This is a genomic window from Streptomyces peucetius (genome assembly GCF_025854275.1).
Taxonomy (GTDB): domain Bacteria; phylum Actinomycetota; class Actinomycetes; order Streptomycetales; family Streptomycetaceae; genus Streptomyces; species Streptomyces peucetius_A.
On record NZ_CP107567.1, the window covers coordinates 7,220,181 to 7,241,742 of the forward strand.

Here is a 21,562-nt window from a genome sequence, read left to right on the forward strand (position 1 = left end):
CTACCGGCCCCGCCGGTAGCTGCCGCCGTCCTTCGTCCGGGTCAGCAGCCCGGCGACCACGAGATAGCGGCGCAGCGCCGCACAGTCGTCGTGCACGGCGAGCAGCGCGTTGTTGACCTCGCGCTCCGTGTAGTCGCGGCCCGGTTCGAAGAGCGTCTCGGCGAGGTGCGCGAGCAGCTGCTCGCGGCGGGCCGGTTTACGGGGGATCGCGGTCAGCCGCCCCTGGGAGAAGAGGGCGTGGACGCTGCGCGCGGAGCTCGTTCCTTGATCGGCCATGCGGGGAGCCTCGCGCACCGGCCGGAGCCGGGCAACGCATTTACGTCTCCGCCATGGCTCCCGCTAGGGCTCCTCGGTCGTGAACGCCGCCCGCAGCTCCTCCCGAAGCGACCGCTGGAACGCCGTCACCAGGGCCTGGATCACCATCGGCTGCATATGGGCGGACAGCGACTTCATGGCCGCCACATGGTCGGAGTCCGCCTCACGCGCACGGTAGGGGCCCCAGACCTCCTCACGGAAGAGCCGGCTCAGGTCCTGGGCCGCGGCCCGCGCGTGCTCCAGCAGCACCGTACGGGAGGCGAGGATCGTCTCGTGCGCGATCGGCACGTCCAGCAGCTCCACGCCGAGCCGCAGCAGACCGCCGTCGAGCCGGTACGCGCCCGCCCCGGCCCGGTCCAGGACGCCCATTGCGGCCAGCCGGTCGACATCCTGCTCCGACAGCGCCCGGCCCGCCCTGCGCTCCAGCTCCTCCCGGCCGACCTCCTCCGCCGACTCCGGGGCCCACGAGGCCACCAGCGCACGGTGGATCGCGAGATCCTGCGCGCTCAGGTCGGTAGGCAGCTGCCCCAGATAGCGCTCGATCGCGGCGAGCGTCATCCCCTGGTGCTGGAGCTCCTCGATCAGCGCCAGCCGGGAGACGTGCTCACTGCCGTAGTGCCCGACCCGGCGGGGACCGATCACGGGCGGAGGCAGCAGACCGCGAGTGCTGTAGAACCGGATGGTGCGCACGGTGACCCCGGCGCGTGCGGCCAGTTCGTCGACGGTGAGCGTCGGCTCCTCGGTCCCGGTCGCCATGACCCTCCTTCTGCTGTTCGGTTCAACAGTATTGCTGTCTCACCAGTCTTGTGAAAGATGCCGGCGGGGCCGACCGCAGCGCCTGGTGATCAGGCGGAGCCGGTCAGTACGGGCGGCGGCTTCGGAGCTCCTGACGAAACTCGACGATGTCGGCGATCTGACTCTTGATGAACTCGCTGGTGGAGCCGGGATCGGGGAAGGGGGCGTCCCTGCGGTCGGTCACCCGCCCGGAGAAGGGGGAAACGCAGGCAGCGGGTCTCGTCACCGTCGGTGGCAGGGTCTCGGCGTTGTGGAGAACAAGCATGTCGGCGACAAAGCAGGTGACGGCTCCTTCGGCATCGCGACCGATCCACACGGGGTAGCTCCCGTCCCCGTAGCCGCTCAGATACGCGATCAGGTTGATGCCGCTCGCGGGATCGGACACAGTGCATGAGTCCCTGTCGGCCTCCCACTCCGTCAGCTGCTGTTCAAAGATCTTCGGGAGCGTGTCCCGGCCTGAGGCGTCGAGGAAACAGGCCGTGCCTGAATCGACCCCGAACCCGTAGAACTCCCCGGAGCCCAGGAGGCGGGCGTCCTCTCCCGGCCGTAGCGCGAGCTCCCAGCGGGCGGCCGGCTTGTCGAGGATCCGCAACATCGCGGCGGGAGTCTCCCCCCAGCCGTCCCCCTCCCAGCGCATGGTGGAGATCAGAACGGGGTAGTCACCGGGCGGCACGGTGACGGTGAACGGCAGAGCGTCGTCGATGGTGCAGGGATCACCTGCGATCACGGAGCCGGTGGGAAGACTGAGCAGTCCCGCCCCCGCGGGCTCTGCGATCACTGCAGTGCGCTCCTGGTCGAAAGCCAGACGTGTTCCGGGGGTGAAGAGTGCTTCGAGGTGCCGCGGCTGCAATGGCATGGGAGCAGACCACGAAGCTGCCCCAGGGGAGACCGGCGCTTCCGCGCGGGGTGGTGTCTGAACCAAGGTGATCGGGCCGGCCAGCCCGAGCATTCGGGCGTCGACGTAGCCCGTCCACGCACCGAACTCGGCCTTGGCCACTGTGCGGTGCTCAGCGGGGACCTCTGCGCCGACCTGCAGCGATCCACCGGCGTCCAATATCCGGCATGCCCGCCCGTCCGGGTTGATCGTCAGGGTGAACCGCCAAGCACTTTCAGGAGAATCGGTCCCGGTCCCGGATGCGGGGCGCCGCTGCTCGTATCTCCGCAGGTGCAGTCGGCCCGCCTCCAGTTGTCGGTACTCGTACTCCTGAGTTCGCCGCGCCTGGCCGTCGAAGAGGAAGAGCCCGAGGTACCCGTGCCGCCAGTCCACCTGGAACAAGGCCTTCGCCTGCCCTTGGAAGGAGAGCAACACGGCGTACGGCTCACCCGATTCATCCCGGCGGCGGGTTTCACTCTCCGGCATGCGGGTGCCCGCCGCGCGCGCTGCGGGATCCCAGCCCTCGCAGTACGTCACTTCCACCGTGCAGACGCTCTCAACCGCCATGCCCACTCCTGTTCGAACCTTGTGTGATCCCGGTCGCGTCACGTAGCGACCGGCACCGACAGCCAGCGGCGCGGGATGTCGCACGGCACCGGCAGCCCAGCAGGCACTTGGCGCGGTCCGATGTCAGTGGCGGACCGTACGGTTGTGCCATGTCCGAGATCAGGTATGTCCGGGGGGACGCCACCGCGCCGCAGGGCAGAGGCGTCAAGCTGATCGTGCATGTGTGCAACGACCTCGGCGGCTGGGGAAAGGGCTTCGTGCTCGCCCTGTCCCGCCGCTGGCCCGAGCCGGAGGCGGCCTACCGCCGCTGGCACCGCGAGCGCGCGGGCAATGACTTCGGGCTGGGGGCTGCCCAGTTCGTGCAGGTGGGCCCGTATCTGTGGGTGGCCAACATCGTGGGCCAGCGGGGCACACGCACCGGCAGCAAAGGCGTGCCCGTGCGGTACGAGGCGATCGACAGGGCTCTCGTCGCGGTGGGGGACAAGGCCCTGGAGCTCGGGGCGTCCGTCCATATGCCGCGCATCGGCTGCGGCCTCGCGGGCGGCAAGTGGTCGAGGGTCGAACCGCTGATAGCCGGCCGGCTGACGGCCCGAGGGATCGAGGTCACGGTCTACGACCACGGCGACTGAGCTGCGCACTGCGGCACGCCGGGACGGCGGCATGCTGAGGTGCCCAGGCCCGCTACGGCGCACGCCGAGGGCGTGCCCGCTGCCGCGGGCACGCCCTGTCGCGCGCGGGACCTCGGGGTCAGTAGACGGCGACCCCGTAGGCGCTGAGTGCCTCCTGGACCGGCTGGTGGAGGGCCGAGCCGCTGCTGCCCGTGCATCCGGCGCTGCCCGAGTGGATGCCGAGCGCCGTGGAGCCGGCGAAGTGGGCGCCGCCGCTGTCGCCGCCGGCGGAGCATGCGGTGGTGCGGACCAGGTTGTAGACCGGGCCGTCGCCGTAGTTCACGGTGACGTTCACCGCCGTCACCGTGCCGCTGGTGAGCTTGGTGGTGGAGCCGCTCTTGCGGATGGACTGGCCGACGATCGCGTCCGCCGAGGCGGTGATGTCCTGGTGGTTGCCGTTGTAGAGGTTGACGTCGCCCGCCGGCTGCGAGCCGTCGGTGTAGCGGACGATGCCGTAGTCGTTGGTCGGGAAGCTGGTGCCCTCGCGGGTGCCGATCGCGGGTCCTCCGGAGGTGGCGGACCAACTGCTCGCGGAGTTGGTGCAGTGCCCGGCGGTGAGGAAGTAGCGGGTGGTTCCGTGGGAGACGTTGAAGGCCGCCGAGCACCGGTAGCCGCCGCCGTGGATCGCGTCGCCGCCCGCCACCTCCTTCTTGAACGCGCCGGGGACGCGCTTGATGCTGACGGCGTCGCCGAGCCGTGCGGCGACGCTCAGCAGCTTCGCCATCGAGGCAGCGGAGACGGTGCTGTCGGCCTCGACGACGACCTTGTTGGCCGACGGGTCGATGCCCCATGACGTGCCGGTGATCTTCGCCTTGGACTCCAGGGTGTCCATGGCGGCCGTCAGCTGCGCCATGCTGCGTTCGACGAGTTCGGCGCGAGCACCGGTGGCCCGCACCTCCGTCGAGGCCTCGGCGTCGGTGACGGTGACGACGAGTTCGCCGCTCTCCGCGTCGAGGTACGAGCCGGCGGTGCGGTCGCCGAGGTCCCGTTCGAGCGAGGTGTGCAGCGCGTACTGGGCGGGCGACGCGGCCACGCCCGGGCTCGGGTTTCCGCCGGCGCCGGTGGCATCGGCCGCACCGGCCGTTCCGGAGCCGAGTCCGACGGTGGTCAGGGCCAGCAGGGCGGGAAGGCAGATGCGCGCGCGAGGCGTGCGTCTCATGGGGGGCTTCTCCTTCGTACGAGTCCGTGTGGGGGATTGCCTGACGGCAATGTGGACTGGACCAGTCCGGAGTGCGGACTCAATGTGGCATGGCCCTGACATGGACACAAGGTCACCGTCGGTGGCTTGCGCCTACTGGCCGGAGGCAATCACCGGATAGTGGTCGGACAGATTCGTGTACGTATAGGTGGTGCCCCAACTCGATACCGACCAGGGCGCACTCCGTTCCTTGATCACCTCATTGGTCCAGCCGGACGGCTTCACGTGCCCCGCCCGGTGCAGGACGAAGTCGAGGTCCTCGCGCGGGTCGTCCGGGTAGCGCTCGGCGGCGATCGAGTTCTCCTGTGTGTCGAACGAGTACGGGTGACCGGTGCGTGTGTCCGCCCCCACCAGACCGCCGTCGGCCAGCATCGAGGCGTACTCGGGGGAGCGCGAGTCCACGTTGAGGTCGCCGGCGACGACGACCTGTTCGGACGCCGGGATGTTCTTGCCGTCCAGGAAGGCGTCCATCGCACGGAACTGACGGCTGCGCATCTCGGCCGCCTCACCCGGGTCGCAGCCCGGATCCGTGGACTGCGCGTGGGTGCCCACAACGTGCACCCGGGTGCCGTTCACGTCGAGGACCGCGTAGACGAATCCCTTGTTCGACCACCAGTCCGCGCCGCACGCGTCCTTGTAGACGTACTGCTCCTTGCGGACGATCGGCCATTTGCTGAGGACGGCGACCCCGCCGTCCTCCGGGGTGGTCGACGAGTACGAGCCGCCGGTCGCGTCCCAGCCGTCCCTGCTCCGGCCCACCACCGGCGTCCGGTGCGGATACTGGCCGGCGGCGCCCTGCATCAGGGCGTCCGACGAGGAGTTGTCGAAGGCCTCCTGGAGCACGACGACGTCGTTGCCCTGGAAGAACGGCGCCGCGGGTATGGCCGCGGCCCGGTGGTCCTGGCCCCAGTTGGGGTAGAGGGACTTGCTGAAAAGGAACGCGTTGTAGGTGAGGACCTTCAGGTCCGGCGTTCCGGCGGCCGATGCCGCGGCCGCCGACGGCGCCGCGCCCACCAGGGCGGAGGCGGCGAGCACGGTGGACAGGGCTGCGGACACGGCCGCGCCGGAGGCACGGCGGAGCTCGGACTGCGGCACTGGATCTCCCGTTCGTGGTGGGGGTTCCCGTCGGCCTGTGGACCGGCGCCGCACATCAAAGCAGCAGTAGTTACCTTTCGTAATAGGCGGGTGCCGCTTCCCTTACGCCGTCCCACGATCAGGGGCGGATCCCGTCGCAGGTGATGGGCAGATGCCGGGGCCCGCGCAGCACGGCGTTCTGGCGGTACGGGGGCGGATCCTCCAGCAGACGTGGGTTCTCCAGCCTGCGGGCCAGTTCCGACAGGGCGAGCTGGGCCTCCAGCCGGGCGAGCGGCGCGCCGAAGCAACTGTGGATGCCGCTGCCCAGGCCGAGGTGCTGGATGTCCCGGCGGTCGGGGTCGAAGCGGTCCGGGTCCTCGAAGCGCTGGGGATCGCGGTTGCCGGACGCCAGAACCAGCCAGAGGGAGGCGCCCTTGGGGATGGTGACGCCGCGGACCTCGATGTCGGTGAGGGTGGTGCGCTGCGGCACCAGCTGCACCGGCGGCTCGAAGCGCAGCAACTCCTCGACGATGGGCACGGCCAGCCGCGGATCCGCACGCAGCCGTTGCAGGACGTCGGGGTTGCGCATCAGGGTCAGCATTCCGTTGGTGACGAGGTTGACGGTGGTCTCGTGCCCCGCGATCAGCAACAGCGCGGCGGTGCTGAGCAGTTCCATCGTCGTCATGGTGCCGTCCTGGCCCTTGGTCGTCGCCAGCTCGGAGAGCATGTCGTCCCCGGGCTTCTTGCGGCGCTCCTCGATCAGGCCGGCCAAGTACATGCCCAGCTGCATACGGGCGTCGTGCGAGACCTTGCCCCGTTCGGCGGGATCCGCGTCCGGGTCGGGGTCCAGGCTCGCGGCGATGGTGTCCGCCCAGGTGTGGAAGCGCGCCTCGTCCTCGCGCGGCACCCCGAGCAGCCGGCAGATCACCGTCACGGGGAAGGGGTACGAGAACTGCTCCACCAACTCGATCCGGCCTGGGTCGCCGATGCCGTCGATGAGGCCGGAGACGATGCCGTGGAGCTCTCCACGCATTCCGTCGATCCGGTGGGGGGAGTGCGGCGGGCCGAAGGTCCGGTTCGTCATGTGTCGCAGCCGATCGTGCTCCGGCGGGTCGAGCCGCAGGAAGCTCGGTGGCAGGGCGCTCTCCTCCTCCTGTGCCGACTCGGCCAGCGGGTCGCGGACGGTCGATGCCAGATTGCGGGCGTCGGAACTGATCCGGGGATCGTGGAGGAGGCTGCGGATCTCGTAGTAGGTGCTGACGACGTACGGCCCGTCTTCTTCCCGGTGGACCGGTGTCTTGCGCAGCTCTTCGTAAATCGGGTACGGATCGGCGCGGTTGGCGTAGTCCAGGATCTGGTGCAGCAGGGATTGCGTCATGGCGGGTCCTCGTGGCCGTGCGGGTCGGTCAGTGCGCGGGGGTGAACGTCATCCTGCGGTCGGCCGGCGAGTATCCGCTGAGGGTCACAGTGGGGCCGTGGGTCGGGACCGACGGGTCGGGGAAGTCTGCGTCCATCGGCCGCTGTCCGTCCGGGTGCCGGTCGACCGTCGGGAACGGTGGCGGGAACGGCGCGGTGGTCTCGATCAGCTCCTGGTAGAACGGCAGCCACCGGGCATGGTCGAAGGCGACCGTGCCGATGACGCGACCCTGGTATCCGTAGACGCCGATGAACCTGCGACTGTCGAGCGTGCCCTGCGAGACCATGATCTCCGTCCCCAGCGACGGCACACCGACGGACTTGATGTTTACGCCGAACTGCGAGGACCAGAAGGCCGGCACCCACATGTGGGGGAGTCGGTCGGCGCTCTCGCTGAGCATGTTGTGCGCCGCGATCCCGGCCTGGGCGACGGCGTTGCCCCAGTGCTCCAGGGACAGGAACTGGTAGCCGAACAAGGCGTGCGGGGAGCGGGCGACGTCGCCGGCCACATAAATGTCGTCGGTCACGATTCCGCGGATGTCGAATGCGCGGCAGCCGGCGTCACAGGCGATGCCGCGGGGGCCGGCCCCGAGTCCCGACCCGGCGAGCCATTCGGTGTTGCGGGTGGCGCCGAGCGAGACGACCACCACGTCGGTCTCCACGGTGGAGCCGTCGGACAGATGCGCCGCGCGTACCCGTCCGGAGGAGTCTCCTTCCAGAGCGGTGACCATGACCCCGCACCGCAGATCCACGCCGTGCTCGCGCTGGAGGTCGGCGGCGACGGCGCCGACCACCCCGCCGAGCGCGCCGACCAGGGGTGTGGCACCGCGCTCTGCGACGGTGACGGGGAGGCCGCGTTCGCGGCAGGCGGAGGCGATTTCCGAGCCGGTGAACCCGGCGCCGATGACGAAGACCCGCTTCGGGCCCTCGGCGAGCCGCCGCGCGAGCGCGGCGCCGTCCTCGCGTGTCCGCAGCACGAAGACGCCGTCGAGTTCCGCCTCGGCCTCACGCGGCCACGGTCGGGCCCGCACGCCGGTTGCGATCAGCAGCCTGTCGTACGGCACCTCGTCGCCGTCGGCCAGCCGCACTCGCCTGGCGGCCATGTCCAGCCCGGTGGCCGGGACGCCGAGCCGCCAGGTCGCGTCGACGGCCCGGCGCCTGGGCAGCGCGGTGCGGTCGGCGGTCGTCATGCCCAGCAGTACCTGCTTGGACAGCGGGGGTCGGTCGTACGGCTCGTAGGGTTCGTCGCCGATCATCGTCAGTGAACCCTCGAAGCCCTTGTCGCGCAGGGTCTCTGCAGCCCGCAGGCCCGCCAGCGAGGCGCCGACGACTACGATGCGACCCTCACGCTTGAGCCGTTCCAGGGATCCGTCAGCGGTCACCGGACACCGCCTCGGCCGGTTCGTCCATCTCATCGACGAGGATGGCCTGGACGGGGCAGGCTGCGGAGGCCTGTGCCAGCCTCTCGCGCTGTGCCTCATCGGGCTCAGGGCTGTAGAGCAGCCCCTCCTCGCCGTGCATGACGAAGACTTCGGGGGCGAGGAAGGCGCACTGCGCGTACCCCTGACAGCGGTTCAGGTCGACGACAAGCTTTACCAAGGGATCGGTCCTCTCCAACGGCCTCGGGTCCCTCCCTGAGACAACCTTCGGGGGTCGAAGGAGATGCGGCGACGAGGAGAAGACCGTTGGAGTGAGCGCCGCACCGGCTCAGACCGGGTCGGCGGGCCGTGACCGGGTGGGGCGCCGGCCTCCCAGGATGTACAGGCCGACGACCAGGGCCCAGGCCGGAAAGACCAGTTCGGACCACGGCAGGTCGGCTCCGACCACGAGAAGCGTCAGGCCTGTCAGATAGCCGAGGAAGACAAGCGGGCGAGGGAAGATGCCGAGTCGGCCACCGATGCTCGAGGTCGTGAAGATGAACACCGCCGCCATCCGCATCGTGTACGTGGTCAGCAGGGTGTAGGCGAAGTGGCGGCCGAAAGGCGAGGGCTGCTGGCTCTGGTCCAGCACGGTCCCGGCCGCGGCGGCGCTGCCGAACAGCGTGGCGACGAAGACCAGTCCGCTGCCCAGGAACACGGTGGATACGAACCGGTCCTCCGCCTCACCGGCCTGTTCGCGCAGGGCGCCCATGAACCACAGGAAGGCGATCCCGGCGAACGGAAGCAGCGCAAGCGCCGTCTGCACGGCGTCCCGTTGCCCGGCGTCGACGGTGATGTCGTCCCCGTCAGCCCCGCCGGGCAGGGCAATGCGCACCAGGACGATCGCCGCAGCCATCAGGATGGCGAACACCACCCCGGCGATCCCGGCAGCCCGCGGTGTCCCGAGGCGCTCGTGCTTCGATCCCATGCTTCCTCGCTCTCTGTACTTCTTTCGTACAGACAGCAGTGCTTCGGAAGATCGCGCCACCGGGGCCGCCCGGGAGGACGAGCGTGGTGCGCCGTACAGGTCACGCACGACGCCGGCTGTCCGATGTCGTCCGGCGGGGCTCGCCGGGCCGCCGCCGAGGACGAGCAGCCCGCATCCACTGCTACGGCTCGGGGCGCCGGGCCGGCTCTCCACGCCGGCTCCGCCCGCGTCCGCCGACGTCAGTCGGAGGTTGTCAACTGGAGCTTGAACCCGACGTGCGAGGCGGTGAAGCCGAGTCGCTCGTAGAACCGGTGTGCGTCGGTGCGGGTCGCGTCCGAGGTCAGCTGGACCAGCGAGCAGCCCTGCCGGCGGGACTCCTCGATCGCCCACTCGATGAAGTGCTGCCCGAGACCCCGGCCCCGCTCCGAGCCGGCCACGCGCACCCCTTCGATGATCGAGCGGGTACTGCCGCGGCGCGACAGGCCGGGCACGAAGGTCAGTTGGAGCGTGCCGACCACGGCCCCGCCTCGCTCGGCCACCATCAGGAACTGGTCCGGATCGGTCCGCAGACGCTCGTACGCCGTCCGATAGGGCGTCATGTCGTCGGGCGACTCCCGGGTCGCCCCCAGCGGGTCGTCGGCGAGCATGGCCACGATGGCGGGGAGGTCGTCCGCGACGGCGGACCTGATCACAACATCCGTCATACGCCGCAGGCTATCCGGGCACCGGTCCGCCACCCGGCGCGGCCCGTGGACCCCGCACCACGAGATCGTGCAGATGTGCGACCGCGCATATCGGGGACGTGCTCGCCGGCCCGTCGATGGCGGGCCGGCGAGACGTTCGGGACAGTGGTCACGCCTGTATGCGCAGCCAGGTGTCGCCGGTGCGGAGGCACAGGACGCCGTCGCGGCCCTGGCCGCACCGCATGACGACGCGCCCGGTACATGGGAAGTGGGGAGTATCGGAACCGATCGTGCGGAGACCCACCCACCCTGGTCAGTTCTCGGTTCCGCAGGAGCCGGAGCGGGACGAGTTTGGTGGGGCCAACTGCATCGATAGAGCCAGGACGTGGTCGGCCTGGTCATCGCGGTGGTGGTGCCGGCCGTCTCCGCTCACGACAGCGGAGCAGATGCTCAGCTCCGCCATCAGGTTTCGCTGAAGGTTCGTCGGTAGGCGCCGGGTGTGGTGCCGAGATGGGCCCGGAATCGGCGGCGCAGGTTGACCGCCGAGGCGAGTCCGACCCGGGTGGCGATGGTGTCGACGGGTAGGTCGGTCTGTTCCAGCAGCGCCCGTGCCACGTCGAGGCGCTGGCCGAGCAGCCACTGTCCCGGGCTGGTGCCGAGCTGTTCGGTGAACCGCCGGGCGAGGGTTCGGCTGGACAGTCCGGCGCGTTCGGCGAGGTGGTCGAGGGTCAGTCGGGTGTCGAGGTGGGAGGTGGCCCACTCCAGCAGCGGCGCCAACGATTCGTCCGCCCTGGCCGGTGCGGGCTGGGCGGCGTACTGGAGTTGGCTGCCCTCCCGGTGCGGCGGCAGGACCATGCGCCGGGCGATCTGGGCGGCGTACGCCGCGCCGTGATCGGAACGCACCAGGTGCAGGCACAGGTCGATGCCCGCGCCGGTCCCGGCGCTGGTCGCCACGTCGCCGTGGTCCACGAAAAGCACGTCCGGATCCACCTGCACCTCGGGGAAGGTGGCGGCGAACCTGGCGGCGCTGCGCCAGTGGGTGGTGGCACGGCGGCCGTCGAGCAGTCCGGCCTGAGCGACGACGAACGCCCCCGTGCAGATGGCGACGATTCTCGCCCCGCGCCGGTGGGCGCCCCGCAGCGCCTCGGTGACGTTCGGCGGCACGGGTGCGCCGGGCGGCTGCCAGCCGGGGACGACCACGGTGTCCGCCTTCCGTAGGGCGGCCAGCCCCGCCTCGACGAGCATCGCGTAACCGGCGGTGGTCGGCAGAGGTCCGGGACGCTCGGCGCAGACCCGGAAGCTGTAGTGGGGCGGCGCGTCCTGTGGGACGGTGCTGAAGACTTCGGAGGCACAGGCCAGCTCGAAGGGCGACTGCGGCGGGGTGAGCAGGGCCACCACCCGATGAAGGGGCATGGCAGGAATGTACCTGAGGATGTCGTTCTAGACTCTCGGCGGGGAGGGCCGGCCCCGGTCACAGTGGACCCATGAGCGAAATCACCGAAACGACAGTGCTGCGGACCGAGATCCAGGTCGACGGCGAGACGGCCAGCTACCTGACCGTGGAGCAGGACGGCCCGGCCGTGTTGCTGCTGCACGGAACGTACTGGAGCCGGGTCTGGCTTCCGGTGCTGGACCGCCTTGCTGAGGCGGGGCTGCGACCCGTCGCGGTCGACCTCCCCGGACTTGGGCGCTCGGGAGGTGAACTCACCCTGGAAACGGGCACGGTCCCAGCCCTCGCGGACTGGGTGGCGCGCTTCGCGTCTGCGCTGACGCTCTCCGGGCCGATCGCCGTAGCGGGTCATGACATCGGCGGCGCCGTCGCCCAGCACCTCCTCGTCCACGATCAGCTGGAAGTGTCCCGGCTGGCATTGGTCAATTCGGTCACCTACGATTCCTGGCCGGTGTCCAGCGTGGCCCGTTTCCGGGACCCGGAGGTCGTCGCCGCGACCACCGCCGATGAGATTCTCGCCGCCCGCCGGCAAGCCGTGACAGCAGCGCTGGCTGATGCCGCCACCGAGCAGCGGATCGCGGACTACCTGGATCCGTGGACCGATGCGCGGGTTCGCCGCTCCTGGATGGCCATGGCCGGCGCGGCCGACAACCGCTACACCCGCGATGCCGTTCCCGCGCTGCGGCAGAACGCGACACCCAAGTTGCTGATCTGGGGCGAGGACGACGGCTTCCAGAAGGTGGAGTACGCCGAGCGGTTCGCCTCGGAGATCCCGCACACCACACTCATACGTGTCCCGGATGCAGGGCACATCCCCACGGAGAACGCGCCCGGCCGGATCGCCCGCGCGCTCGTCGACTTCTTCACGGCGTAGAGGTCCCGACTGGCCATTTCAGGATGAATACGGATGCCGGACGATCTTGCGTGTGATGACCTGGGGCAGCGTGCGGCGCCGCCTACTTCCCACGGGTCTCCTTGGAGGAGTGAGGGATGCCCGACTCGTGACGTCAGCCGGTGGGGCGGGGTTGGGTTGGAAGGACCCGCACTCGTGTCGCGGGGGTGGTGAGCTCGGTCCGCAACCGCCGGTTTCCGCGGTGAGTTGGTGGACAATCCGGACGAGGGCTTCGAGGTCGGTTTGGAGGCGTGCGATCTCGGCTTCGTCGCCTTCCCGGAACTCTTTGAGCTTGACGATCTGCTGCCGCAGGCGCTTCGGGAGGCCATCGGCTACTTGACCAGCCGGTGCCGCCGCCCGACCGCGGGCCGCTGCCCCTGCGGCTGGTGCTGCCAGGACGAGTGGGCCGCGTTCGTGTCACTCGCTGCGGGGTAGTGCCGGCGGGGCGGCACTGCCGCGAGTCGCATACTGGGAGGTGACCGACCGGGCACACCCCAGGAGAGCCGATGAGCCCCGCAGCCAGCGACGAACCCCTGCCGCCTCAGCCCGGAGGCGTGCTCTGGGGTCTCGCCGGTGACGTCCGGGCCCTGCTGATGCTGCCCGCCGCGCTCACCATGCAGGTCGCCCACCCCGCCGTCGGCGCGGGTGTCGACGAGCACTCCGTCTTCCGCACCGACCCCTGGGGCCGCGGCGAGAGGTCCCTGCGCTCGCTCCAGCTGTGGATCTACGGCGGCGAGGCGGCCGCCGCGGAGGGCCGCAGGCTCCGCGAACTGCACCGCACCATCCAGGGCACCGATGCGCACGGCCGCCGCTACCACGCGCTGAACCCGGCCTACTACTCCTGGGTCCACGCCACCGGCTTCCCCGTCTACCGGCACGCCGCCCGCTATCTGGTCCGCGAACTCACCGACGCCGAGGAGCGGCAGCTGTATGCGGACTGGCTCCAGGTCGGCCGGATACTCGGCATCCGCGACCGGGACATGCCGCAGACTCTCGAGGAGTTCTGGCCCTACTACCGCAAGGTGCTCGCCGACGAGCTCGAGGCCACCGTCGTCGTACGGGAACTGGTGGATGTGGACCAGCCGGTGCCGCCGCCCGACCGCGGGCCGCTGCCCCTGCGGCTGGTGCTGCGCGCACTGTGGCCGCTGCTGCTGCCGCCGCTGGCCCGCTTCCGCCGGTTCATGACCATCGGGCTGATGCCGCCGGACGCGCGCGAGGCCATCGGCCTGCCCTGGACCGACGCGCAGGAGCGCCGGCTGCGGCGCTTCGCCCGGGTCGTACGGGCCGTGGTGCCCGTACTCCCCGAGCGGCTGCGCTACCTGCCCCTGGCCCGCGAGGCCCGCCGGGCGGAGCGGCTCAGGTCAGGCCGCCGCGCGCGATGACATCGGCGTACCAGTGGGCGCTGTCCTTGAAGGTGCGGCGCTGCGTCGCGAAGTCGACGTGCACGATGCCGAACCGCTTGCTGTAGCCGTACGCCCATTCGAAGTTGTCCAGCAGCGACCACAGGAAGTAGCCCCGTACGTCCGCGCCGTCGTCGATCGCCCGGTGCACCGCCGAGAGGTGGGCGTGCAGATAGGCCACCCGCTCGGGGTCGTGGACCTCGCCGGACGGATCGGCGTAGTCGTCGTACGCCGCGCCGTTCTCGGTGATCACCAGCGGCACGCCCGGCAGGTCGTCGCGCAGCCGGATCAGCAGGTCGTGCAGGCCGTCGGCGTCGACGGGCCAGTCCATCGCGGTGCGCGGGCCGGGGGCGGGCAGGAACCGCACGTGCTGCTCGGCGCCGGCCCACGGCGAGGGCGACTCGGAGGAGCCCGCGGCGACGACGGTGGGGGAGTAGTAGTTGATGCCCAGCGAGTCGATCGGGGTGGCCGCCGCCTCCAGATCGCCGTCCAGGACGAACGACCAGTCCGCGACCGGCGCGGTGTCCCGTACCAGGTCCTCCGGCAGACGCCCGCGGAAGACCGGGTCGAGGAAGATGCGGTTGCCCACCGCGTCGATGCGGCGGGCCGCGTCCAGGTCGGCCGGTGAGTCCGTGTGGGCCCGTACCGCGTGGAGGTTGAGGGTCAGTGAGATTTCCGCGGCCGACGGGAGCCCGGCGCGCAGGACCTGCGCGGCCCACCCGTGCGCCAGGTTGAAGTGGTGGGCGGCGCGCAGCGAGGCGAGCGGGCTGGTGCGGCCGGGGGCGTGGACACCGTTGCCGTAGCCGAGGAAGGCGGCGCACCACGGTTCGTTGAGCGTCGTCCAGGTCGCCACCCGGTCGCCGAGCGCCTCCGCCATGATTCCCGCGTACTCGCCGAACCGCTGGGCGGTCTCCCGCTGCGGCCAGCCGCCCGCGTCCTCCAGTTCCTGCGGCAGGTCCCAGTGGTAGAGCGTGGCCACCGGCCGGATGCCGGCGTCGCGCAGTTCGTCGACGAGCCGACGGTAGAAGTCGAGGCCCTTCTGGACGGCGGGGCCGCGGCCGGTCGGCTGCACCCGCGGCCAGGCGATCGAGAACCGGTAGTCGGTGACCCCGAGGCGGCGCATGAGGGCGACGTCCTCACGCATCCGGTGATAGTGGTCGGCCGCGATGTCACCGGTGTCGCCGTTGCGGACCTTGCCCGGGGTGCGGCTGAAGGTGTCCCAGATGGACGGGGTGCGGCCGTCCTCGGTGGCCGCGCCCTCGATCTGATAGGAGGCGGTGGCGGTGCCCCAGCGGAATCCGGTGGGGAACCGGAGCGTCGTGGTGGTGTCGGGGCGGGCGTCGAGCGCGGTCATGAGGTGGTACTCCCGGTAGTGAGCGGAGTGAGACGTGGAGCGAGGAGGGTGCAGGTGCGGGCGTGTATCGGCCCTGATCCGGACGGAGGGCCCTAGCCCTTGACCGCGCCCTGCATGATGCCGCCGACGATCTGCCGGCCGAGCAGGCCGAAGACCAGCAGCACCGGCAGGGTGCCCAGCAGGGTGCCTGCCATGATCACGGACTGGTCGTGGACGTATCCGCCGCCGAGCTGGCGCAGCGCCACCTGGACGGTCGGGTTCTGCGAGGAGAGCGCGACGATCGGCCAGAAGAAGTCGTTCCAGGCGGCCATGAACGTCAGCATGCCGAGCACGGCCATGCCGGGCCGTGCGACGGGCACCACGATCGACCAGAAGATCCGGGCGGTGGAGGCGCCGTCGACGCGGGCGGCCTCGATCAGCTCGTCCGGCAGCGACTGCACCAGGTACTGGCGCATGAAGAACACGCCGAACGCGGAGACCAGGCCCGGCAGGATCACCGCCTGGAGCTGGTTCACCCACTGCAGTTCGGCGATCAGCATGAACAGCGGGATGACGCCCAGCTGCGGCGGGATCATCATCGTGCCGACCGTGACGGCGAGCAGCGCGCCACGGCCGCGGAAACGCAGCTTGGCGAAGGCGAAACCGGCGAGCGTGCAGCACAGCACGGTGCCGACGGTGATGGAGCCCGAGACGATCAAGGAGTTGAGCAGCGCCTTGCCGATGTCGGCCTCCTCCATCACCGCCTCGAAGTTGCGGATCAGGTTGGGGCCCGGCAGCAGCGTCGGCGGCACCTTCGCGAGGTCCGCGTTGGAGCGGCTGGCGGCGACGATCGTCCAGTAGAACGGGAACGCGGAGAAGAGGAAGGCGACGATCAGGACGGCGTAGGCGAGCTTGCCGCCCTTCGTCGTGCGGCCCGCGCCCGACCTCCGGCGGCGCCGGGCCGGGGCGGGCTTCGCGGCGGCCGGCTGCTTCGCCTGCGGTGCGGCGAGCTCCTGGACAGGGTCCAGCGCGGTCATCGGCCGGCCTCCTTGCGGGCACGGCGGCGCGCGATCAGGGCGTTGACCCCGACGAGCACCACGATCAGCAGGAACATCACCCAGGCGATGGCGGCGGCGCGCCCCAGGTGGAAGAAGCCCCAGCCCTGCTCGTACATGTACAGCCCGAGCGTCTGGTACTGGTGCGAGATGCCGCCGGAGATGGATCCCTCGAACAGCAGCGGCTCACCGAAGAGCTGGGTCGCGCCGATCGTGGAGACCACCACGGTGAACAGGATCGTGGGGCGCAGCCCCGGCAGCGTCACATGGAAGAACTGCCGCCACCGCGAGGCGCCGTCCACCTCCGCCGCCTCGTACAGCTCGGTGGGGATGGACTGCATGCCCGCCAGATAAATCAGTGCGTTGTAGCCGGTCCAGCGCCAGATGACGATGGTCGACACGGCGATCTGGGAGGCCATGGTGCCCGTCTGCCAGTCGACCGGGTCGATGCCGACGAGGCCCAGGACGTAGTTGATCAGCCCGAAGTCTCGCCCGAAGAGCTGGGCGAAGACCAGCGTGGCGGCCGCCACGGACGTCGCGTACGGCAGCAGCATCGCGGTGCGCAGGAAGGTGCGGCCGCGCAGGCGGTAGTTGAGCAGATGGGCGAGGCCGAGCGCCATCACCAGCTGCGGCACCGTGGAGAGCACCCCGATGGTGAAGGTGTTGCGCAGCGCGGTCCAGAAGAACTCGTCGCCCAGCAGCGTGGTGTAGTTGCCCAGTCCGCGCCACTCCATGTCGCCCGGGGTCTGCAGTTCGACCCGGTAGAGGGAGACGAACGCCGTGTAGATCAGCGGGAAGAGCCCGAAGGCGGCGAACAGGGTGAAGAACGGGGCGATGTAGGCGTACGGCGAGAGCTTGCGCCAGGCGCGCCGCACGGCCGGCGGCCTGGGTGGCGAGACCGGCTTCGCGGAAACGGTGAGGGTCACGGGGCGGCCCTTCGGGACGAGTCGGTACGGGGCGGGCTCGGGGCCGTGCCTCACGGATCGTGCGGAACCGTCCGATCGGTGAGGGACGGCCTTCGGGCCGGTCCGGTGCGGGGGTCGAGTGACGACGGACCGGCCCGAAGGGGCTGGGGGATCGTCCGGATCAGGCCGGGCCTGACGAACCCGGCGTGATCCGAACGAGAGGCGGCGGGCGTCAGCCGATGGTGTTCTCGACGCCCTTCTTGGCGTTCCCCCAGGCCTTCTCCGACGAGATGCCCTTGCGTTCGACCTCGTTCAGCGCGTTGGTGATCTGCTGGTTGACGTTCTGGTCGTGCACGCCGAGGACCTGCACCGGGGCCGCCTTGGCCGCGTCACCGAAGATCTGGCCGATCGGCGCGCCGGAGAAGTACGGGTCGGTGGCGTCCGCGACCTTCTCGATGGCACCGGTGGAGGAGGGGAAGTTGCCCTGCTTCTGGAAGAGCTTGGCCTGCTGCTCGGGGGCGGTGAGCCACTTGATCAGCTCGTACGCCTCCTTCTTGTGCTTGGCCGCGCGCGGGACGGAGAGGTACGAGCCGCCCCAGTTGCCGGCGCCGCCGGGCAGCTTGGCGATGTCCCACTTGCCCTTGCCGCTGTCACCGGCCTGGCCCTTGATGTAGCCGAGCATCCAGGCGGGGCAGGGGATGGTGGCGAACGAGCCGGCGGCGAACGCCTGGTTCCACTGCGGCGACCACTGGTCGAGCTTGGCGCTCAGATCGCTCTCGGCCGCCTTGACGGAGGTGTCCCACGCCGTCTTCAGCGCCGGGTTGGTCTCCCAGATGAGGTTGCCCGACGCGTCGTAGTAACGCTCCTCCTCCTGGCCGATCATGATGGAGAAGAGGCTGCCGACGCTGTCCAGCCAGGCGCTCTTGGCGGGTGCCTTGGCCTTGTACTGCTTGCCCAGCTCGAGGTAGCCCTCCCACGTCGACCACTTCTTCGCGAGTTCCTCGCGGTCGGTCGGCAGCCCGGCCTGCTTGAACAGGTCGGTGCGGTAGCACATGGCCTCGGGGCCGACGTCGGTGCCGAGGCCGAGGACCTTGCCGTCCTCGGTGGTGGCCGCGGCCCACTTCGCCTCGGCGAACTGGCTCTTCAGCTTGTCGGCGCCGTACTCGGTCAGGTCCTCGAACTTGTCGGACTGCTGCTTCGTGACCGAGGCGATCCGCCCGACCTCGATGCCCTGGACGTCCGCGAGACCGCCGCCGCCGGCCAGCCGGGTCTGGAGCGACTTCCAGTAGTCCGCCTCGTCCTCGGTGTCGGTCTGCTTGATCTTGACGCCCGGGTGCAGCTTCTCGTACTCCGCGTAGAGGCCGGCCTCCTTGTAACCGAAGGAACCGAAGAGGTCGACGGTGATCGTGACCTTCCCGCCCTCGCCGTCGGAGGCGGTGTCCGACGAACCGGATCCGCAGGCGGCGAGCACGGCCCCGGCGAGCGCGACTGCACCGAGGCGGACGGCGGCCCTTTTGGCGGCTCTGGCTATGGGCATGGGGAAGCCTCCCTTGGCTTCGGGGTGGGACGAGCACTTGAGAGCGCTCTCAAACATGCGCTTGGAGAGTGCCCCGCCGGCGCTCACCTCGTCAAGACTCGAAGGCGTAACGGCTTGGACTCGGGCCCAACTGCCCACTGTGTTCGATGTATTGACACATGTGTTTCAGGGGTTTTACGTTTCGGCCATCTGAGAGCGCTCTCAGCCATCCGTCCCGTGACGACTTGAGGTGCCGCATGCCAGCCCCCCGCACCAGGCCAGCAGCCGCGCTGGTCCTGGCCTCAGCCCTGGCCGTCGTCGGCCTGGGTCCGGCCGCCGCGCCGGCGGCCGCCGCCACCGTCCCCGTAGGCTCCGGCAGCTACTCCGACACCCGCCCCGCCGGTACGTCGGGCCCCACCACCAACACCGGCACGCCGGTCACGCCCAAGGTGACCACCGCCGCGCGGAACCGGCCGGTGCCCACCAACGACTGGTGGTCCTCCCTCGCCTTCCAGCGCTACGGCGACAACCCGTACTCGACCCCCATGTACGGGCACCCCCTCACCTACCAGGCCACGGCCGGCGGGCTCGACGTCGGCTACCCGACCTCCGCCGCGATCGTCGGCGACGGCCGCCAGTACGAGTACGCCCACAAGCGTGACCTGACCATCGGAGTGACCGGCCTCAACTCGCCCGACACCAAGGCCGACGACTGGTCCGACTGGACGGTCACCCCCTACTGGTCCGACGGCGCCCGCACCCTGCGCACCACCATCGGCCACGGCTCCCCGTTCGTGTACGCCAAGGGCTCCGGCGGCAACGCGCAGATCACCACCGCCGGCGCGCCCACCGTCTTCGCCGACCAGGGCAACGTCCTCGGCATCACCGTCGCCGGACACCACTATGCCCTCTTCGCGCCGACCGGCAGCGACTGGAACGTCTCCGGCTCCACCGTCACCGCCGGCCTCGGCTCCAAGGACTACTTCTCCGTCGCCGTGCTGCCGTCCACCGGCGCGCTGGCGACCTTCCGCAAGTACGCCTACAGCTTCGTCACCGGCTCCAAGGCCACCTGGAGCTACACGGGCGGCACCGTCAGGGCCACCTACACGCTCACCACCGAGGCGAAGGAAGGCACCGAGCGCGGCACGCTCCAGGCCCTCTACCGCCACCAGTGGCTGAACACCACGGACCCGCTCACCTCCTACACCTACGTCTCCCCGCGCGGCACCATGAAGGTCCGCGAGTCGGCCTCGTTCACCACGACCCAGAAGGCCGCCGCGGTGCTGCCAGCGCTGCCCAAGTCGAACGCCGTCGACACCGCCAGGCTGCGCGGCTACCTGAACGAGGTCGTGAACGCCTCCGACCCCTTCTCCGGTGCCTCCGACACCTACTGGACCGGCAAGGCGCTCGGCCGCCTCGCCCAGCTCGTACCGGTCGCCGAGCAGATCGGCGAGACCGGCACCCGCGACCGGCTCCTCGGCCTGCTCAAGGGCAAACTGCAGGACTGGTTCACCGCGGGAGGCGGAGGCGAGTTCAGCTACGACAAGGACTGGAAGACCCTCACCGGCTACCCCGCCTCCTACGGCAGCGACACCGAACTCAACGACCACCACTTCCACTACAGCTACTACGTCTACGCGGCCGCGATCGTCGCCCAGTACGACCCGGCATGGGCCGCGGACTCCGCCTGGGGCGGCATGGTCAAGACCCTCGTACGCGACGCCGCCAACCCCAGCCGCACCGACACCGCGTTCCCCTTCCTGCGCGGCTTCGACGTCTACGCCGGCCACAGCTGGGCCTCCGGCCACCAGGGCTTCGCCGCCGGCAACAACCAGGAGTCCTCCTCCGAGTCCACCAACCTCAGCGCCGCCCTCGTCCTGTGGGGCTCCGCCACCGGTGACACCTCGCTGCGCGACCTCGGCACGTTCTTGCTGACCACCGAGTCGGAGTCGATCGCCCAGTACTGGTTCGACGCCGACGAGCAGGTCTTCCCGTCCTCCTTCGGTCACGACACGGCCGGCATGGTCTGGGGCAGCGGCGCCGCCTACGCCACCTGGTGGACCGCCAACCCCGAGGAGATCCACGGCATCAACGTTCTGCCCGTGACCGGCGGATCGCTCCACCTGGGCGGCGAGAAGACCGCGATCCGGCGCAACCTCGCCGAGATGGAACGCGAGAACGGCGGCCCGGCCGTCGAATGGCGCGACCTCCTGTGGGAGTTCCAGTCGTTCGCCGACCCCGGCACGGCCAAGGCCAAGTGGGACGCCGGCCACGCCGGCTACACGCCGGAGCAGGGCGAGTCGAAGGCGCACACCTACCACTGGATCAACACCCTCGACACGCTCGGCGCCCCGGACGCCACGGTGACCGGTGACATCCCCACCTCAGCCGTCTTCACCAAGGGCACGGCCCGCACCTACGCGGCCCACAACCACGGCCCGACGGCCCGCACCGTCACCTTCTCCGACGGCAAGACCCTGTCCGTACCGGCCCGTTCCACCGCGAGCGGCACCGGGACCGGCGGGGGCGACACCGACCCCGACCCGGAGCCGCCGACCGGCAACACCTTCCAGCTGCGCAGCGGCGGCACTCTGACCACGGCGACCGGCGGCACGGCGGGCAGCGACACCATCGCCTCCGCCGGGGGCGCCAACCACGACGGCACCCCGTACCAGCCGCTCGTCTACGAGGTCCGCGGCGTCAACGGCACCCTCACCCCGGGCGCACAGACCGCCTTCCGGCTCCAGGTCGACGCGGGCACCGTGGTCGGACTGGGCCAGCAGGCCCGGATCAGCTACGACTTCACCGGCGACGGCCGCTTCGACCGGACCGAGACGTACCACTACTTCGCGACCGACCCCGTCACCGGCTGGGAGGAGTACTCGCAGGCACGCGGCATCAAGGCGACCACGGGCACGCCTGGCAACCTGGCCGGCGGCACCGTACGGCTCGAGGTGTGGAGCGCCATCGGCAACGCTCCCTCCAAGCTGCAGACCGGAACGGACAAGTCCGTCCTGGTGATCCCCTACAACTGACCACCACCACCACCACCACCGACCGGGCGGGCGGCGGGCA

General features: G+C 70.3%; 20 protein-coding genes. 5 read left to right on the top strand and 15 right to left on the bottom strand.

Annotated features, from left to right (window positions below):
- From OGH68_RS32590 to OGH68_RS32600, 3 genes are all read right to left on the bottom strand, one after another.
- Window positions 1-276, bottom strand: a complete 276-nt coding sequence (locus tag OGH68_RS32590) for a DUF2087 domain-containing protein (RefSeq protein WP_264248993.1) — start codon at window positions 274-276, stop codon at window positions 1-3.
- Between the two features lie 63 nt (window positions 277-339).
- Window positions 340-1,071 carry a MerR family transcriptional regulator gene (locus OGH68_RS32595; protein ID WP_264248994.1) on the bottom strand — a complete coding sequence of 244 codons (732 nt, stop codon included), beginning with the start codon at window positions 1,069-1,071 and terminating at the stop codon, window positions 340-342.
- 103 nt (window positions 1,072-1,174) lie between these two features.
- A complete protein-coding gene (locus tag OGH68_RS32600; protein WP_264248995.1) occupies window positions 1,175-2,551 on the bottom strand; it encodes a DUF4241 domain-containing protein in 1,377 nt (458 codons plus the stop codon).
- A 149-nt stretch (window positions 2,552-2,700) separates the two neighbouring features.
- Here OGH68_RS32600 and OGH68_RS32605 point away from each other — a divergent pair, with 149 nt between their 5' ends.
- The gene (locus OGH68_RS32605) at window positions 2,701-3,180 is read left to right on the top strand and encodes a macro domain-containing protein (RefSeq protein WP_264248996.1); all 480 of its coding nucleotides are present in this window, start codon (window positions 2,701-2,703) and stop codon (window positions 3,178-3,180) included.
- A gap of 118 nt (window positions 3,181-3,298) precedes the next feature.
- On the opposite strand, the gene OGH68_RS32610 is transcribed toward OGH68_RS32605, so the two are convergent.
- The 8 genes from OGH68_RS32610 to OGH68_RS32645 all read right to left on the bottom strand — a co-directional run bounded on the left by OGH68_RS32610 (window position 3,299) and on the right by OGH68_RS32645 (window position 11,349).
- Window positions 3,299-4,378, bottom strand: coding sequence for a S1 family peptidase (locus OGH68_RS32610; protein ID WP_264248997.1), 1,080 nt, complete (start codon window positions 4,376-4,378; stop codon window positions 3,299-3,301).
- 132 nt (window positions 4,379-4,510) lie between these two features.
- Window positions 4,511-5,512, bottom strand: a complete 1,002-nt coding sequence (sph, locus tag OGH68_RS32615; RefSeq protein ID WP_264248998.1) for a sphingomyelin phosphodiesterase — start codon at window positions 5,510-5,512, stop codon at window positions 4,511-4,513.
- A 118-nt stretch (window positions 5,513-5,630) separates the two neighbouring features.
- Window positions 5,631-6,869 (bottom strand): cytochrome P450, encoded by a 1,239-nt coding sequence (locus tag OGH68_RS32620; protein ID WP_264248999.1) that lies wholly within the window; start codon window positions 6,867-6,869, stop codon window positions 5,631-5,633.
- 28 nt (window positions 6,870-6,897) lie between these two features.
- Complete coding sequence (locus OGH68_RS32625) at window positions 6,898-8,322, bottom strand: NAD(P)/FAD-dependent oxidoreductase (RefSeq protein WP_264249000.1); 1,425 nt, start codon at window positions 8,320-8,322, stop codon at window positions 6,898-6,900.
- On the bottom strand, window positions 8,279-8,506 hold the full coding sequence (locus OGH68_RS32630; RefSeq protein ID WP_264249001.1) for a ferredoxin: 228 nt from the start codon (window positions 8,504-8,506) through the stop codon (window positions 8,279-8,281). The genes OGH68_RS32625 and OGH68_RS32630 overlap by 44 nt, the downstream gene beginning before the upstream one ends.
- A 108-nt stretch (window positions 8,507-8,614) precedes the next feature.
- Window positions 8,615-9,253, bottom strand: a complete 639-nt coding sequence (locus OGH68_RS32635) for a hypothetical protein (protein WP_264249002.1) — start codon at window positions 9,251-9,253, stop codon at window positions 8,615-8,617.
- Between the two features lie 239 nt (window positions 9,254-9,492).
- On the bottom strand, window positions 9,493-9,957 hold the full coding sequence (locus OGH68_RS32640) for a GNAT family N-acetyltransferase (RefSeq protein ID WP_264249003.1): 465 nt from the start codon (window positions 9,955-9,957) through the stop codon (window positions 9,493-9,495).
- A 441-nt stretch (window positions 9,958-10,398) separates the two neighbouring features.
- Window positions 10,399-11,349, bottom strand: a complete 951-nt coding sequence (locus OGH68_RS32645; protein ID WP_264249004.1) for a GlxA family transcriptional regulator — start codon at window positions 11,347-11,349, stop codon at window positions 10,399-10,401.
- 71 nt (window positions 11,350-11,420) lie between these two features.
- Here OGH68_RS32645 and OGH68_RS32650 point away from each other — a divergent pair, with 71 nt between their 5' ends.
- From OGH68_RS32650 to OGH68_RS32660, 3 genes are all read left to right on the top strand, one after another.
- Window positions 11,421-12,260, top strand: a complete 840-nt coding sequence (locus OGH68_RS32650; protein ID WP_264249006.1) for an alpha/beta fold hydrolase — start codon at window positions 11,421-11,423, stop codon at window positions 12,258-12,260.
- Between the two features lie 228 nt (window positions 12,261-12,488).
- Window positions 12,489-12,713, top strand: a complete 225-nt coding sequence (locus tag OGH68_RS32655) for a hypothetical protein (protein WP_264249007.1) — start codon at window positions 12,489-12,491, stop codon at window positions 12,711-12,713.
- Window positions 12,714-12,784: 71 nt separating this feature from the next.
- Window positions 12,785-13,660 carry an oxygenase MpaB family protein gene (locus OGH68_RS32660; protein ID WP_264249009.1) on the top strand — a complete coding sequence of 292 codons (876 nt, stop codon included), beginning with the start codon at window positions 12,785-12,787 and terminating at the stop codon, window positions 13,658-13,660.
- Here the strand turns inward: OGH68_RS32660 and OGH68_RS32665 are convergent.
- The 4 genes from OGH68_RS32665 to OGH68_RS32680 all read right to left on the bottom strand — a co-directional run bounded on the left by OGH68_RS32665 (window position 13,635) and on the right by OGH68_RS32680 (window position 18,508).
- On the bottom strand, window positions 13,635-15,032 hold the full coding sequence (locus OGH68_RS32665) for a GH1 family beta-glucosidase (RefSeq protein ID WP_264249010.1): 1,398 nt from the start codon (window positions 15,030-15,032) through the stop codon (window positions 13,635-13,637). The two genes, OGH68_RS32660 and OGH68_RS32665, sit on opposite strands and share 26 nt — an antisense overlap.
- 92 nt (window positions 15,033-15,124) lie before the next feature.
- The gene (locus OGH68_RS32670) at window positions 15,125-16,048 is read right to left on the bottom strand and encodes a carbohydrate ABC transporter permease (protein ID WP_264249012.1); all 924 of its coding nucleotides are present in this window, start codon (window positions 16,046-16,048) and stop codon (window positions 15,125-15,127) included.
- Complete coding sequence (locus OGH68_RS32675) at window positions 16,045-16,992, bottom strand: carbohydrate ABC transporter permease (RefSeq protein ID WP_264249013.1); 948 nt, start codon at window positions 16,990-16,992, stop codon at window positions 16,045-16,047. The genes OGH68_RS32670 and OGH68_RS32675 overlap by 4 nt, the downstream gene beginning before the upstream one ends.
- A 211-nt stretch (window positions 16,993-17,203) precedes the next feature.
- Window positions 17,204-18,508, bottom strand: coding sequence for an ABC transporter substrate-binding protein (locus tag OGH68_RS32680; protein WP_264249014.1), 1,305 nt, complete (start codon window positions 18,506-18,508; stop codon window positions 17,204-17,206).
- A 236-nt stretch (window positions 18,509-18,744) separates the two neighbouring features.
- Between OGH68_RS32680 and OGH68_RS32685 the strand changes: the two genes are divergently transcribed.
- Window positions 18,745-21,522, top strand: coding sequence for a glycosyl hydrolase (locus tag OGH68_RS32685; RefSeq protein WP_264249015.1), 2,778 nt, complete (start codon window positions 18,745-18,747; stop codon window positions 21,520-21,522).
- Window positions 21,523-21,562: the final 40 nt, after the last annotated feature.

Coding starts and splice junctions, on each gene's coding strand:
- OGH68_RS32590 (WP_264248993.1), bottom strand. CDS start 276: ATGGCCGATCAAGGAACGAGCTCCGCGCGCAGCGTCCACGCCCTCTTC.
- OGH68_RS32595 (WP_264248994.1), bottom strand. CDS start 1,071: ATGGCGACCGGGACCGAGGAGCCGACGCTCACCGTCGACGAACTGGCC.
- OGH68_RS32600 (WP_264248995.1), bottom strand. CDS start 2,551: ATGGCGGTTGAGAGCGTCTGCACGGTGGAAGTGACGTACTGCGAGGGC.
- OGH68_RS32605 (WP_264248996.1), top strand. CDS start 2,701: ATGTCCGAGATCAGGTATGTCCGGGGGGACGCCACCGCGCCGCAGGGC.
- OGH68_RS32610 (WP_264248997.1), bottom strand. CDS start 4,378: ATGAGACGCACGCCTCGCGCGCGCATCTGCCTTCCCGCCCTGCTGGCC.
- OGH68_RS32620 (WP_264248999.1), bottom strand. CDS start 6,869: ATGACGCAATCCCTGCTGCACCAGATCCTGGACTACGCCAACCGCGCC.
- OGH68_RS32625 (WP_264249000.1), bottom strand. CDS start 8,322: ATGAGATGGACGAACCGGCCGAGGCGGTGTCCGGTGACCGCTGACGGA.
- OGH68_RS32635 (WP_264249002.1), bottom strand. CDS start 9,253: ATGGGATCGAAGCACGAGCGCCTCGGGACACCGCGGGCTGCCGGGATC.
- OGH68_RS32640 (WP_264249003.1), bottom strand. CDS start 9,957: ATGACGGATGTTGTGATCAGGTCCGCCGTCGCGGACGACCTCCCCGCC.
- OGH68_RS32645 (WP_264249004.1), bottom strand. CDS start 11,349: ATGCCCCTTCATCGGGTGGTGGCCCTGCTCACCCCGCCGCAGTCGCCC.
- OGH68_RS32650 (WP_264249006.1), top strand. CDS start 11,421: ATGAGCGAAATCACCGAAACGACAGTGCTGCGGACCGAGATCCAGGTC.
- OGH68_RS32660 (WP_264249009.1), top strand. CDS start 12,785: ATGAGCCCCGCAGCCAGCGACGAACCCCTGCCGCCTCAGCCCGGAGGC.
- OGH68_RS32665 (WP_264249010.1), bottom strand. CDS start 15,032: ATGACCGCGCTCGACGCCCGCCCCGACACCACCACGACGCTCCGGTTC.
- OGH68_RS32670 (WP_264249012.1), bottom strand. CDS start 16,048: ATGACCGCGCTGGACCCTGTCCAGGAGCTCGCCGCACCGCAGGCGAAG.
- OGH68_RS32680 (WP_264249014.1), bottom strand. CDS start 18,508: ATGCCCATAGCCAGAGCCGCCAAAAGGGCCGCCGTCCGCCTCGGTGCA.
- OGH68_RS32685 (WP_264249015.1), top strand. CDS start 18,745: ATGCCAGCCCCCCGCACCAGGCCAGCAGCCGCGCTGGTCCTGGCCTCA.